Here is a 12,213-nt window from a genome sequence, read left to right as displayed (position 1 = left end):
CATAATGAGTAATGAGTACAACCTAACAGAATAGGGAAATCAGAAATGTGCCGAGGGGCATAAAACTGGGATGAATAGCCCGTACGACGCTCAAAAAAGATATATGTAAGGCGACTAAAAAAGCCGCTCATAACCTGAATATGCGAATTAAAAAAGCCGACATTATTTCTTTTCAACCGCCACTACGTAGGGAGAAGCGGCTCGTTGTAATTGGCGGTAAATAATGCTTTGACCACTGGATACCGGGAGGGTGGAGGCCCATTGAAGGACAGCTTTGGCTTCCTCGCCGCCTCCAGCGTGTCCCGGATACAGTACGGCGGTCAGAATACCGCGCGGACGCAGCAGATACAGTGCCGCATCAAGAGCGGTGAGTGTACTGTCCGTATGCGTGATAACAGATGGATCAGCGCCTTCAGAGGGCAAGTAGCCGAGATTAAACATGACCGCAGCGACTTTGCCATGCAGCTTGTCGGGAACGGCTTCCCGCATCTGCTCATGACCTTGCAGCAATAGCGATACCTCCGCCAGTGAGGGGGATTCGTCTTCGTCCAGCCGACGACGAGCGAGCTGCAACGCCTCCTGCTGGATATCGAAGCCATAGACACGTCCCCGTCTTCCGGCAGCCTTAGCCAGGAAAAGCGTATCCGCTCCAGTGCCGACTGTAGCATCTATAGCCGTATCGCCCGGCTGGACTCGCGCAGCTACCAATTGATGTGCGTAGCTCAGTACAGACAGGAAGCCCATTTAAGGCTGCCTCCAATACTTGCCTTGCCACGTTTCACGTGATTTTAGCTCATCGTCAATGGCGTTAAGTACTTCCCATTTTTTGAGCGACCACATCGGACCCATCAGCAAATCGCGTGGTGCATCCCCGGTCAACCGATGAACGATCATTTCGGGCGGCAAAAATTCCAGCGTATCGACGATCAGCTTGACGTATTCATCTTTTTCCAGAAAGCGTAGCAATCCGGCTTCATACTGCTTGACCATGGGCGTTTTGCGCATGAGATGCAACAGGTGGATTTTGATGCCCTGCACATCCATAGCCGCCACTGCACGACCTGTGTCCAGCATCATTTCATGCGTTTCCTGCGGCAGTCCGTAAATGATGTGCGCGCACACGCGGATATTGCGCTTGCGCAGCTTTTCCACCGCTTCCAGATAGCATTGAGTGTCATGGGCGCGGTTAATCAGCTCCGAGGTGGATTCATGGACAGTTTGCAGGCCCATTTCGATCCACAGGTATGTGCGCTCGTTCAGCTCGGCAAGGTAATCCACTACATCGTCAGGCAGGCAATCGGGACGTGTAGCGATGGACAGACCGACAACGCCGGGCTGCTCCAGAATGACCTCGAAGTATTCGCGTAGCTCCTCAACCGGAGCATACGTATTCGTATAGGCTTGAAAATAGCCGATATATTGGGCGTTTGGCCATTTTAGATGCTGACGGTCCCGAATCGTATTGAATTGGGTGACCAGATCGTCCCGGCGGCGTCCGGCAAAATCACCAGATCCCCGTGCGCTGCAAAAGGTGCAGCCTCCTTTGGCAATGGAACCATCCCGGTTCGGACAGGTAAAGCCTGCATCCAGCATGACTTTGAACACTTTATTTTGAAATTGCTCGCGCATTTCGTAATTCCACGTATGGAACCGTTTATCTCCCCACAGGAGAGAAGCAGGCAACAAATCTGTTTTCATGGGTGTACTCCTTTTTTTTGCGATCACCCTATTGTAACAAAAATCAGTCGGAATTGGGAATCACTTGAGAGCGAAAGGCAAGAGAAAGTGCGGATTTTATTGGATTCAGGATTGAAAAAGGTTACACCATGTGTTATATTGTAAGCGGTACCAGACATATTATAAAAGGACTGTTTTCGATCCTGAAAATAAAAGTTAACCATCGGCTAATGATTATTTTTCAGGGCAGCTATGCTGCTTCTATCGCCTGCTTTAGGGTAAATGCACGTCGGTTCCATCACTAATAACCCGTGAGGTGATCTTTTATGAATACGCAGGATAAAACGCGTATGGATAAAGTTACTGTTGAGTTAACCTTTGACGAGGCATTGGCGCTGACTGGTGTCCGTTTTGGGCAAGACCGCCAAATTGGAACGGCCGCACGTCAAAAAATCAGAGCCGCTTGCCAAAAGACGATTGATTTTTCACCTGCTGATGGGGTAGACTATGAACAATTAAATTAGTTGGACCCCAATCCAAATATATTGAAAAAGGAATTTCATTTCCGTATCTTCAAGCGGGGGTGAGATTCCTTTTTCCTTGATAACAGAGTATATGGAGGAGTAACATGCGTTTACGCGGAAGAAAAGGAATACGGGAAAGTCTGGAAGAGCAGCAGGACCTGGTTATCTTGGAGCCGGGACAGTATAAAGGAAAGTGGCAGCAGCTTTTTGGCAATGATCGTCCGATTCATGTGGAATTCGGTATGGGCAAAGGTCGGTTCATCAGTCAAATGAGCTATCGGAATCCGGAAATCAACTATATTGGCTTTGATATGTATGATGAACTGGTGCGTCGCGCAGCGGAAAAGTCGCGTCTGGCCTGGAGTGATACAGAGGTTGATACGCCGCCTAATATCAAATTGGCGCTGGCGAACATTGAACAGATTGAAAATGTTTTTGAACCTGGGGAAATTGAACGCATTTATTTGAATTTTAGCGATCCGTGGCCTAAAGCCAAGCACGCACGTCGTCGTTTGACACATCCGCGCTTTTTGGACAATTACCGGCAACTTTTAAACAGCAAGGGGCAAATTCATTTCAAAACCGATTCGGAGACGCTGTTTGAGTTCTCACTGAATTCGTTTGCTGATAGTGGTCTGCAAATGACGAATATATCGTTGAACCTTCATCGTGATGGTATCAATGAAGAGCATGTCATGACCGAATATGAAAATAAATTTATGGGCAAAGGTATGAACATCCATCGTGTCGAGGTGCTGATCGGCAAAGATGCATTGGAACAGTATGAGAAAATCCGCCTTGAGAAGTATGGAAAATGATAAATATAAAACAGGGTGCTTCCTTTTTAGGAAAGCACCCTGTTTGGTTCCAGTATATCCAAAATACTTTGTGCACTCTGAAGAGGATAATATCGCGCTACATTATGAACGTGATCCTGTCGCTTGCGAACGATTTCCGGAAATTCGTGTAACAGCCGGTTCATCCATTTAACGACAACATCCAGCGAAGTAATCGGTTCTCCGAAGCCTTGAGCCGTAAAGTATTGGCAATTTTCTTCTTCCTGTCCGGGGAGAGGTTTGTGAAACAACATCGGAATCCCTTTTGCCAGCCCCTCGGTGCATGTCATTCCGCCGGGCTTGGTAATAAGCAGATTCGATACCTCCATTAATTTGTCGATTTCCCGCGTAAACCCGAAAATATGAATATTCGAATGATCGAAGCGGGGGTCCATCTGCATTTTACGACGAATTTTATCATTATGACCCAGACAAAAAATAAATTGAATGTTTTCTCTCCAATGGGTAAGCGAGCGATGAATGACTTCATCGTTCATCAGACCCCAGCCGCCGCCCATAACGAGCACGGTGGGTATCGGCTTAAGACCGAATTGGTCCCGTATTTCGTCGTGCCCCGGATGCTCCCAGAAATTTGGATGAACCGGAATACCCGTGACTTGAATTTTCGACATAGGCACTCCACGTACGCGCAATTTGCGCATGACCTCAGGCGTAGATACAAAATACCGGTCAACCTCGGGACTGATCCATGTTCCATGCGCATCGTAATCTGTAATGACGGTACAAAGCGGGACATGAACGCCCAAGCGCTTCAAACGTGAAATCACCGCACTTGGGATGGGATGAGTGCATACCACCAAATCAGGACGAAGCTGCCGGAGAATGTTACGGGTCTGTGTGTAGAACAGACGATGCAAAGCGAGCGTTGTAAGACGGTTTAATGATTTTTTATACTGATGACGGTAAACCATTCCGATCAGGCGAGGCTGCGATATGATAGTCTTCTTGTACGCTGTAATAATGAGCGGAGCCATTCTCGGATTCAAAAAGCTCCCCAATTCCAGCACTCTGGTCTGCACATTCGGAGAAAGCTTGCGCAAACTGCTTGAGAGCGCGTACGCAGCTTGAGTATGTCCGGCACCGAAACCTTCCGATAATAATAACACTCGTTTTTTAGCCACTCTCATTTCACCTGTTCCTGCTGGGATGTTCTCAATCATACCATATCGGCTTTAAGGCCAGAATGCAACCGTCCCTATTGCCGCAGATGTGCCGATGACCGCTCCTGCGAGTACGTCCGTAGGATAGTGGAGCCCCAAGTAAATTCTTGAAAATCCCACAATCAGCGCGACAGGCAGCAAAAGAAGTGTTAGTATGGGCGACTGTAACATAAAAGGAACGGTCACTGAAAAAATTGCGGTTGTATGCCCTGAAGGAAAAGAATGATCCGACAGGGGATTACGGAACGTATTCGTATCTGGCAGTGCCAGGTACGGACGAATCCGCGGGTATAGCTTCTTGGCGATGGCTACAGGGATGTGGCTGACTCCGAGCGCGATAGCCCCCTTCATACCGGATTCCTTCCATGGAAGCGGAGCGAGCAGCCATACAAGCAGTGTGGAGGTGATTGTAAAGGTCGCCCCACCCAGATGTGTAAGATAATAAAGCCAGAAGTTCAAAAAACGATTGTGTAAGCGCCCGTTGATCCATTTGAACAACTGCTTCTCCAGATTTACAAGCTTTACGACTAGACGTTGCATTTGGTTTCCTCCGGTTGCCGGCCGGGTTGGTCGGCAAATATTTTGAATCACTTGGACAGAATCAGGCGATAAGTAATTATTCTCTTGCTCTCATCATATTTTTAAACGCTGCTCATTTCAAGAATCACCACTTGTCTGGTTCAATTCTACACAAAAATGTTAATGGAATATAAGTTAAATTGTATAACTTTCTTTGCGTTCATCCGTCTAATACGATAGAGTATTTAGAAGTGGCTGTTAAATGGCCCACAAAAAGGAGGGACTAAAGAAATAAAAAGTTAGCAAATGGATGAAAATAAGACCTACCGTCATGAATGAAAGGCTCAGCGTCGCATTCCTGGTTTAAACGGGAGTTAGTCGTGTTTTTTTGCTGCTGAGACCAGTTTAAAGGCTTTGACAAAAGATTGAAAACCAACGAAAATCGTAATGGCATTCCTGTGTCAGCCAAAAGGGGGCTGCGCACAGCTAATGAAAAAAGCAAGGGTCGGGTCAAAAACTACAAAAAAGGCGCGCAAAGCGCCGCAACTTGCGCTACACAGATAGAAAACAAATAAACGCAAGATTTTTAAAGGGGTATAAAAAAAGGGGGTAACAAGAGATTATGTTAGACGCCATTTTCGTGACGTTCCAGATTATACTGGCGCTGATCGCGGCCTATCAATTTTCATTCTCCTTGTTCGGTCTGGTTCGCAAAAAAAGAAAAGAGCATGCAGCTCCAGAAAAATCATTTGCCATTTTGGTCGCTGCCCACAACGAGGAACAGGTTGTTGGAGCATTGATGGAGAACTTGAAGCAACTTGATTATCCAAAGGAACTGTACGATGTATTCGTTATTTGTGATAACTGCACGGACAAGACGGCGGACATCGTTCGCGCTCACGGCATGAATGCTTGTGAACGTACGAATCCGAATTTGCGTGGTAAAGGCTATGCCATTGAGTGGATGCTCAAGGAGTTGTGGGCTATGCCACGTCAATATGATGCGATTGTCATGTTTGATGCTGACAATTTGGCACATACGAATTTCTTGAGTGAAATGAACAACGATTTGTGCACAGGTGCCCGTGTTATTCAGGGATACATTGATACGAAGAATCCTGAGGATTCATGGATTACTGCGGCATACGGAGTATCTTACTGGTACATCAACCGTTTGTGGCAGCTGTCACGTCACAACCTGAACATGGCTAACTTCCTTGGTGGTACAGGCATGTGTTTTGAAACGAACCTGCTCAAGGAAATGGGCTGGGGTGCGACGAGTCTGGTAGAGGATTTGGAGTTCACCATGCGCTGTACGCAACGTAATGTATATCCAAGATTTAATTATGATGCCAAGGTATATGACGAGAAGCCGTTGACTTTTAAAGCTTCCTCCAGACAACGTCTGCGCTGGATGCAGGGTCACTTTACAGTCGCTCGCCGTTATTTCTTCCCACTGCTGTGGCAGAGCATCAAGCATAGAAGTCTGATTAAATTCGATATGGCTCTCTATGGTCTGAATGTGTATATCGTACTGTTCACTTTCTTGATGACAGCAGCGATGTGGGTGGATATTGCGTTCTTCGGGGGACCTAATATCGAAAATATCTATGTGCAATTTCCGGCCTGGACCGGTGTTATAGCAGTTGGGTTGAATATTTCAACCTTTGTGATTGCGATGATTCTGGAGAAGGTCACGTTCAAAAAAGTGTATCTTTATTTGCTGCTGTTCCCTGTCTATCTGATTTCGTGGTATCCGATTACGTTCTATGCGTTCTTCACGCAAAACAATAAGCAATGGAGCCACACCCAGCACACGCGTGTCGTTCGGCTGGAAGAAGTTCAAAGTAAGCAGGGCTAAATGCAGAAGGGCATGAGTGTATCGCAGATCCTAAGTGTCAGCTATTTTGAATAAATGTGTTGACACTCTGGTGAGTTGTGTGATAAGATTTTCAAGTATGTTAATAGAAAAGTATGGATTATAAGTAGAAGGTCCGACTTCTCACCTGTCCGGTATTGCCGGCTGGTCTTGGTCCAATGATTTGTGAATTGAACTTTCATGATGAATTGAGTATCAGACAGGGATGTCGGCTGCATAGTCGTCATCCCTTTTTTGTGCTTTAACACAATACAACAATAACAGGTTCTGGAGGTGGAGGGTTATTAGTAAGGAACATATGATCAATGATGAGATTCGGGTGAGAGAAGTACGTCTGGTTGGTGCTAACGGGGAACAAATCGGGATTACACCGACTCGTGAAGCTCTGCAAATGGCGATTGACGCAAACTTGGATCTCGTGAACGTGGCGCCTCAAGCGAAGCCGCCCGTGTGTCGGATTATGGATTACGGAAAATTCCGCTATGAGCAACAGAAGAAAGAAAAGGAAGCCCGTAAAAACCAGAAGATCGTTGACATCAAAGAGGTATGGTTCCGTTCCAACATCGAGGAGCATGACTACCAGACCAAGTTTCGCAATGTGGTTAAGTTCCTGAATGAAGGGGACAAGGTGAAATGCTCCGTTCGTTTCCGCGGTCGGGAAATTACCCATGCTAATGTGGGTCAAAAAATTCTCGAGCGTGTGAAAGTGGAAGTTGCTGATCTTTGTACCGTGGAGCGCCAACCCAAGCTCGAAGGACGCAGCATGATTATGATATTGGCTCCAAAGAGTCAATGACAAATTAAGGAGGAAGTTCAATGCCTAAAATGAAAACACATAGCAGCCTCAAAGGCCGCTTCAAGATTACTGGTACTGGTAAAGTAATGCGTTACAAAGCTTACAAAAACCACTTGCTTTCCCACAAATCCAAACGTGCAAAACGCGTTCTGGGTACTAACCCTGAGATGGCACCTGGGGACGTTAAGCGTCTGAAACAAGGCCTTGCTAACCTGAAATAGCACACAGCACGGCAATGAATTAAGCATAAACATTATTTGGGAGGTCTTTTGATATGGCAAGAGTAAAGGGCGGATTCGTCGTTCGTCGTCGTCATAAAAAAGTATTGAAGCTTGCTAAAGGTTATTTTGGTTCCAAACACCGCATTTTTAAAACAGCTAACGAGCAGGTAATGAAATCGCTTGTTTACGCATACCGTGACCGTCGTCAGACGAAACGTAACTTCCGCAGACTGTGGATCGTGCGTATCAATGCAGCAGCTCGTTTGAACGGTTTGTCTTACAGCAAACTGATGCACGGCCTGAAATTGGCTGGTGTGGACATTAACCGCAAAATCTTGGCTGATCTTGCAGTCAACGATATCAATGCGTTCAACTCTTTGGCAATTGTTGCTAAAGGCAAAATCAACGCTTAATTATTGAAATGAAGGCGTGGAAACCGCGAAAGTGGTTGAAAAGGTATCCCGAGCAGTATGCTGTTTAGGGATGCCTTTTTTTGTACATACTTAACGAAATGAAAAGGCCCCAAATTATTCAAAATACGAATAAACATAACGTGTGATGACAGAATGTATGGATTTCGCAATAGGTGTAGCGCTTACATTAATCAATTTTCAAAAAAAATTGACCCAAGGTTATTAATCATCTGGATTTTAGTCGATCATAATTGTATAATCTCTAAAGTAAGTCTTCTATAGGATCTGTCTCGACAGTAAATGGCATGTATGACGTGTCCATTTTCAGAGAAAAGAGACAGTCCAGGGATCTAACACTAAGGGGGAACAGTATCAGCATGAAGAAAATGTTTAGTATGTCTTTGGTTATGCTGCTAGCGATCTCGGTCATTCTCGCAGGCTGCGGTAACAAAAATCAAGGCGCGTCCAACGCAAGTGGCGGAGATACAGGTGGTTCTGCCAAAACATCGAATGTCCAAATCGGCATGGTTACAGATGTGGGTGGAGTAAATGACAAATCGTTTAACCAATCTGCATGGGAAGCATTGCAAGCCATTGAAAAAGAAACAGGTACCAAGGCTAAATACCTGCAAAGTAAATCGGATCAAGATTATATTCCTAACCTGAACCAATTTGTTAAGGGCGGTTTTAACCTGACTTGGGGTATTGGTTTTAATCTGGCGAATGCGATTGGACAAGTAGCGAAAGACAACCCGGACAAAAATCTGGCGATCATCGACAGTGTTGTAGATGCGCCTAATGTAAAATCGGTTGTTTTTGCTGAAAACGAAGGTTCCTTCCTGGTGGGGGTTGTAGCTGGTAAACTCACCAAAACAAACAAAATCGGTTTTGTGGGTGGACAAGATAGCCCGCTGATCAAACGTTTTGAAAAAGGCTTCGAAGCGGGTATTAAAGCAGTAAATCCAAATGCAAAATTGGAAGTAAACTACACAGGTGCGTTTGATAAGCCGGATCTGGGTAAAGCAGCGGCTGCAACGATCTACAACAGCGGTGCGGACATTATTTTCCACGCAGCTGGCGGATCAGGTACAGGCGTATTTAACGAAGCGCTCGCACGGAAGCAACAAGGTCAGCAAGTATGGGTTATCGGTGTAGATAAAGACCAATCGCTTGAGTTTGGTGATGACGTAACTTTGACTTCAATGGTCAAACGTGTGGATGAAGCCGTAAAACGCGTATCCCAGGAAGTTATCGACGGTAAATTTAAGGGCGGTATCGAAACGCTGGCTCTGAAAGATAACGGAATTGGCTTGGCGGATACATCCAGTAAAAACGTTCCTAAAGACGTGCTTGATCTCGTAGAACAATACAAGCAAAAAATTATTAAGGGCGAAATTACAGTTCCTTCGAAATAAGATTTGGCTTGCAAGATAAATAAAGGTGGCGACAAGGCTGGTTCACAAGACTAGCCTTGTTCTTACGTCTGGAGTTATACAGATCATAACGGTAAATCAGCTCATTGAAGCACATACTATAAAGTATATAAGGGTGATCTCATGGATGCAGCGACCCCCGTCGTTGAGTTAAAGCAAATTACAAAACGATTCCCCGGCATCGTTGCCAACGACTCCATCAGCATCAAGCTGCATAAGGGAGAAATTCATGCCCTTTTGGGTGAGAATGGTGCGGGTAAATCTACGCTTATGAATATTCTTTTCGGACTGTATCAGCCGGATGAAGGATCGATAGAAATCGGTGGAAAACCAGTACAGATTGATAGCCCAAATAAGGCGATTGATTTGGGGATTGGCATGGTGCATCAGCATTTTAAGCTCGTGCAGCCGTTTACTGTCACCGAAAATATTGTCCTGGGCTCGGAGCCACGCAAAGGTCTGAAAATCAATTATAAAAAGGCTGCCGCCGAAGTACAGCGGTTGTCTGAGCAGTACGGCCTTCAGGTGAATCCGAATGCCAAAATTGAAGATATATCTGTCGGCATGCAGCAGCGTGTGGAAATTATCAAAACGCTCTACCGTGGCGCAGATATCCTGATTTTCGACGAGCCAACAGCGGTGTTGACTCCACAGGAAATCATTGAGCTGCTGGACATTATGAAGCGTCTGGTAGCTGAAGGCAAGTCCATTATTCTGATCACTCATAAACTTAAAGAAATCATGAAAATTGCAGATACAGTTACGATTATTCGCCGGGGTCAGGTCATTGATACGGTCAAGACATCGGAAACGACTCCAAATGATCTGGCGGAGAAAATGGTAGGCCGCCGTGTGTCCTTTAAAGTGGACAAGCAGCCTGCCCAGCCGGGACAAACCGTTCTGGAAATGAGCCATGTGGTCTCTAAAAACAAGGATGGCATTAGCGTTCTGAATGAGCTGAACCTGCAAGTCAAGGCAGGTGAGATTTTGGGAATCGCCGGAGTGGACGGCAACGGACAGAGTGAGCTGATTGAAGCTTTGACCGGTTTACGCAAGGTCGATGGCGGACACATCCGATTGCTTGGACAAGAGATGACGAATCAGTCGCCACGTAAAATTTCAGAGGCAGGCGTTTCGCATATCCCGGAGGACCGGCATAAGCACGGGTTGGTACTCGATTTTTCCATGAGCGAAAACATGGTTCTGGAGACGTACTATCAGGCTCCTTACAGTAAAAACGGCTTTTTGAACAAAGAGGCTATTGATAAGCAGGCGAAAAGTCTCATTGAGAAATTTGATGTGAGAACGCCGGATATTCATACCAAGGCGAGAGCATTATCTGGCGGTAATCAGCAAAAGGCAATCATTGCGCGTGAAATAGATAAAAATCCAGACCTTCTCATTGCGGCGCAACCTACACGAGGGCTGGATGTTGGAGCGATTGAATTTGTCCAGCAGCAACTGATTGCCCAGCGGGATCAAGGCAAAGCGGTATTGCTCATTTCTTTTGAGTTGGATGAAATTATGAATGTTTCCGACCGAATTGCTGTTATCTATGAGGGCAAGATTGTCGGGGAAGTGCTACCGGAAGAAACGAATGATCAGGAATTGGGACTGATGATGGCCGGAAGTGCAGTGAAGAAAGGAGTAGAGAATGGCTAACCTATTGAAAATATTTACAAAAGACTCCTTTGTTCTGGCGCTGGTCTCTATTATTTTGGGTCTTCTTCTGGGTGCTGTCGTGATGCTGATTGGCGGCTACGATCCCATTGTTGCGTATTCTGCACTATTTAGCCGTGTGTACGGAGACTCATACAACTTTGGTGAGGCAATCCGTGAGATGACTCCACTAATCTTGACGGGATTGGCATTTGCTTTTGCTGCCCGTGCCGGATTGTTTAACATCGGCGGCGAAGGTCAATTTCTGGTGGGTATGACGGCTGCTTCGATTGTGGGCATCAAGCTGCATGGACTGCCTGCTATTATACATGCGCCACTGGCGATCATTGCCGGGGCGGTATTCGGTGGTCTATGGGCTGCAATTGCTGGCTATTTGAAGGCCAAGCGTGGCGTTAATGAGGTTATCACCTGTATTATGATGAACTGGATTGGTCTGTATTTGGCTAACCTGGTGATTAACCAGTTTGCACTCCTGCAGGGTGAAAATCGTTCCGTGGATATTCAGCCTTCCGCTTCGATTTCGATTGAATGGCTGTCACAGATGATGGGAAATGCCCGGGTTCATTGGGGGACGGTCATTGCTGTGCTGGCGGCGGTGTTTTTCTATATTTTCATGTGGAAAACCAAGCAGGGCTACGAGTTGCGTGCTGTCGGATTTAATCAGGATGCATCCCGCTATGCAGGTATGAATGTGAATCGCAACATCGTAAAAGCGATGTTCATTAGTGGTGTTTTTGCCGGACTGGCGGGTGCCTTTGAAGTGCTGGGGGTATTCCATTATCAATCCGTCATGGCAGGATCGCCGGGAACCGGCTTTGATGGTATCGCGGTGGCGCTCATTGGGATGAATAATCCGTTCGGTGTGCTGCTTGGCTCTGTTTTGTTCGGAACGCTTACGTATGGTTCTGCGGGGATGAGCTTTAGCGCGGATGTGCCGCCCGAAATTATTCGGATTGTCATCGGCTCGATTATTTTCTTTATTGCAGCCCAGGGAATTGTACGTTGGGTTGTGAAGCCGCTCTACTCCAAGCGGAAGAAAGAGAAGGTGTTGTAA

General features: G+C 46.2%; 13 protein-coding genes. 9 read left to right on the top strand and 4 right to left on the bottom strand.

Going from position 1 to position 12,213, the window contains the following annotated elements; translation table 11 throughout:
* Positions 1–162 precede the first annotated feature (162 nt).
* The gene (locus tag QD47_RS13805) at positions 163–744 is read right to left on the bottom strand and encodes a tRNA (mnm(5)s(2)U34)-methyltransferase (RefSeq protein ID WP_044646678.1); all 582 of its coding nucleotides are present in this window, start codon (positions 742–744) and stop codon (positions 163–165) included.
* Positions 745–1,698, bottom strand: a complete 954-nt coding sequence (locus QD47_RS13800; protein ID WP_044646677.1) for a TIGR01212 family radical SAM protein — start codon at positions 1,696–1,698, stop codon at positions 745–747.
* A gap of 305 nt (positions 1,699–2,003) precedes the next feature.
* On the opposite strand from QD47_RS13800, the gene QD47_RS13795 reads away from it, so the two are divergent.
* A complete protein-coding gene (locus QD47_RS13795) occupies positions 2,004–2,201 on the top strand; it encodes a hypothetical protein (protein ID WP_013370066.1) in 198 nt (65 codons plus the stop codon).
* Between the two features lie 104 nt (positions 2,202–2,305).
* Positions 2,306–3,019 (top strand): tRNA (guanosine(46)-N7)-methyltransferase TrmB, encoded by a 714-nt coding sequence (trmB, locus tag QD47_RS13790; RefSeq protein WP_044646676.1) that lies wholly within the window; start codon positions 2,306–2,308, stop codon positions 3,017–3,019.
* Positions 3,020–3,045: 26 nt separating this feature from the next.
* Here the strand turns inward: trmB and QD47_RS13785 are convergent, their stop codons facing one another.
* Together QD47_RS13785 and QD47_RS13780 are read right to left on the bottom strand one after the other, a co-directional pair.
* Positions 3,046–4,179, bottom strand: coding sequence for an MGDG synthase family glycosyltransferase (locus QD47_RS13785; RefSeq protein ID WP_412177978.1), 1,134 nt, complete (start codon positions 4,177–4,179; stop codon positions 3,046–3,048).
* A 51-nt stretch (positions 4,180–4,230) separates the two neighbouring features.
* Complete coding sequence (locus QD47_RS13780) at positions 4,231–4,758, bottom strand: phosphatase PAP2 family protein (protein ID WP_044646674.1); 528 nt, start codon at positions 4,756–4,758, stop codon at positions 4,231–4,233.
* A gap of 601 nt (positions 4,759–5,359) precedes the next feature.
* Here QD47_RS13780 and QD47_RS13775 point away from each other — a divergent pair.
* The 7 genes from QD47_RS13775 to QD47_RS13745 all read left to right on the top strand — a co-directional run bounded on the left by QD47_RS13775 (position 5,360) and on the right by QD47_RS13745 (position 12,213).
* Entirely contained in the window at positions 5,360–6,598 is a 1,239-nt protein-coding gene (locus QD47_RS13775) for a glycosyltransferase family 2 protein (RefSeq protein WP_044646673.1), read from the top strand.
* A 316-nt stretch (positions 6,599–6,914) separates the two neighbouring features.
* Positions 6,915–7,412: a translation initiation factor IF-3 gene (gene infC / locus QD47_RS13770; protein WP_014280557.1), complete on the top strand. Its 498-nt coding sequence runs from the start codon at positions 6,915–6,917 to the stop codon at positions 7,410–7,412.
* Between the two features lie 20 nt (positions 7,413–7,432).
* Positions 7,433–7,633 carry a 50S ribosomal protein L35 gene (gene rpmI / locus QD47_RS13765; RefSeq protein WP_013309379.1) on the top strand — a complete coding sequence of 67 codons (201 nt, stop codon included), beginning with the start codon at positions 7,433–7,435 and terminating at the stop codon, positions 7,631–7,633.
* A 53-nt stretch (positions 7,634–7,686) separates the two neighbouring features.
* The gene (gene rplT, locus QD47_RS13760) at positions 7,687–8,046 is read left to right on the top strand and encodes a 50S ribosomal protein L20 (RefSeq protein WP_044646672.1); all 360 of its coding nucleotides are present in this window, start codon (positions 7,687–7,689) and stop codon (positions 8,044–8,046) included.
* 377 nt (positions 8,047–8,423) lie between these two features.
* Positions 8,424–9,461 (top strand): BMP family lipoprotein, encoded by a 1,038-nt coding sequence (locus tag QD47_RS13755; protein ID WP_044646671.1) that lies wholly within the window; start codon positions 8,424–8,426, stop codon positions 9,459–9,461.
* A 141-nt stretch (positions 9,462–9,602) separates the two neighbouring features.
* Positions 9,603–11,141 carry an ABC transporter ATP-binding protein gene (locus QD47_RS13750; RefSeq protein WP_044646670.1) on the top strand — a complete coding sequence of 513 codons (1,539 nt, stop codon included), beginning with the start codon at positions 9,603–9,605 and terminating at the stop codon, positions 11,139–11,141.
* A complete protein-coding gene (locus QD47_RS13745; RefSeq protein ID WP_044646669.1) occupies positions 11,134–12,213 on the top strand; it encodes an ABC transporter permease in 1,080 nt (359 codons plus the stop codon). The genes QD47_RS13750 and QD47_RS13745 overlap by 8 nt, the downstream gene beginning before the upstream one ends.

It is taken from the genome of Paenibacillus terrae (genome assembly GCF_000943545.1).
Classification (GTDB): domain Bacteria; phylum Bacillota; class Bacilli; order Paenibacillales; family Paenibacillaceae; genus Paenibacillus; species Paenibacillus terrae_A.
Note: the sequence above shows the minus strand (reverse complement) of the source record. Positions and strands in the feature narration are given on the sequence as shown.

Coding starts and splice junctions, on each gene's coding strand:
- QD47_RS13805 (WP_044646678.1), bottom strand. CDS start 744: ATGGGCTTCCTGTCTGTACTGAGCTACGCACATCAATTGGTAGCTGCG.
- QD47_RS13800 (WP_044646677.1), bottom strand. CDS start 1,698: ATGAAAACAGATTTGTTGCCTGCTTCTCTCCTGTGGGGAGATAAACGG.
- QD47_RS13795 (WP_013370066.1), top strand. CDS start 2,004: ATGAATACGCAGGATAAAACGCGTATGGATAAAGTTACTGTTGAGTTA.
- trmB (WP_044646676.1), top strand. CDS start 2,306: ATGCGTTTACGCGGAAGAAAAGGAATACGGGAAAGTCTGGAAGAGCAG.
- QD47_RS13780 (WP_044646674.1), bottom strand. CDS start 4,758: ATGCAACGTCTAGTCGTAAAGCTTGTAAATCTGGAGAAGCAGTTGTTC.
- QD47_RS13775 (WP_044646673.1), top strand. CDS start 5,360: ATGTTAGACGCCATTTTCGTGACGTTCCAGATTATACTGGCGCTGATC.
- infC (WP_014280557.1), top strand. CDS start 6,915: ATGATCAATGATGAGATTCGGGTGAGAGAAGTACGTCTGGTTGGTGCT.
- rpmI (WP_013309379.1), top strand. CDS start 7,433: ATGCCTAAAATGAAAACACATAGCAGCCTCAAAGGCCGCTTCAAGATT.
- rplT (WP_044646672.1), top strand. CDS start 7,687: ATGGCAAGAGTAAAGGGCGGATTCGTCGTTCGTCGTCGTCATAAAAAA.
- QD47_RS13755 (WP_044646671.1), top strand. CDS start 8,424: ATGAAGAAAATGTTTAGTATGTCTTTGGTTATGCTGCTAGCGATCTCG.
- QD47_RS13750 (WP_044646670.1), top strand. CDS start 9,603: ATGGATGCAGCGACCCCCGTCGTTGAGTTAAAGCAAATTACAAAACGA.
- QD47_RS13745 (WP_044646669.1), top strand. CDS start 11,134: ATGGCTAACCTATTGAAAATATTTACAAAAGACTCCTTTGTTCTGGCG.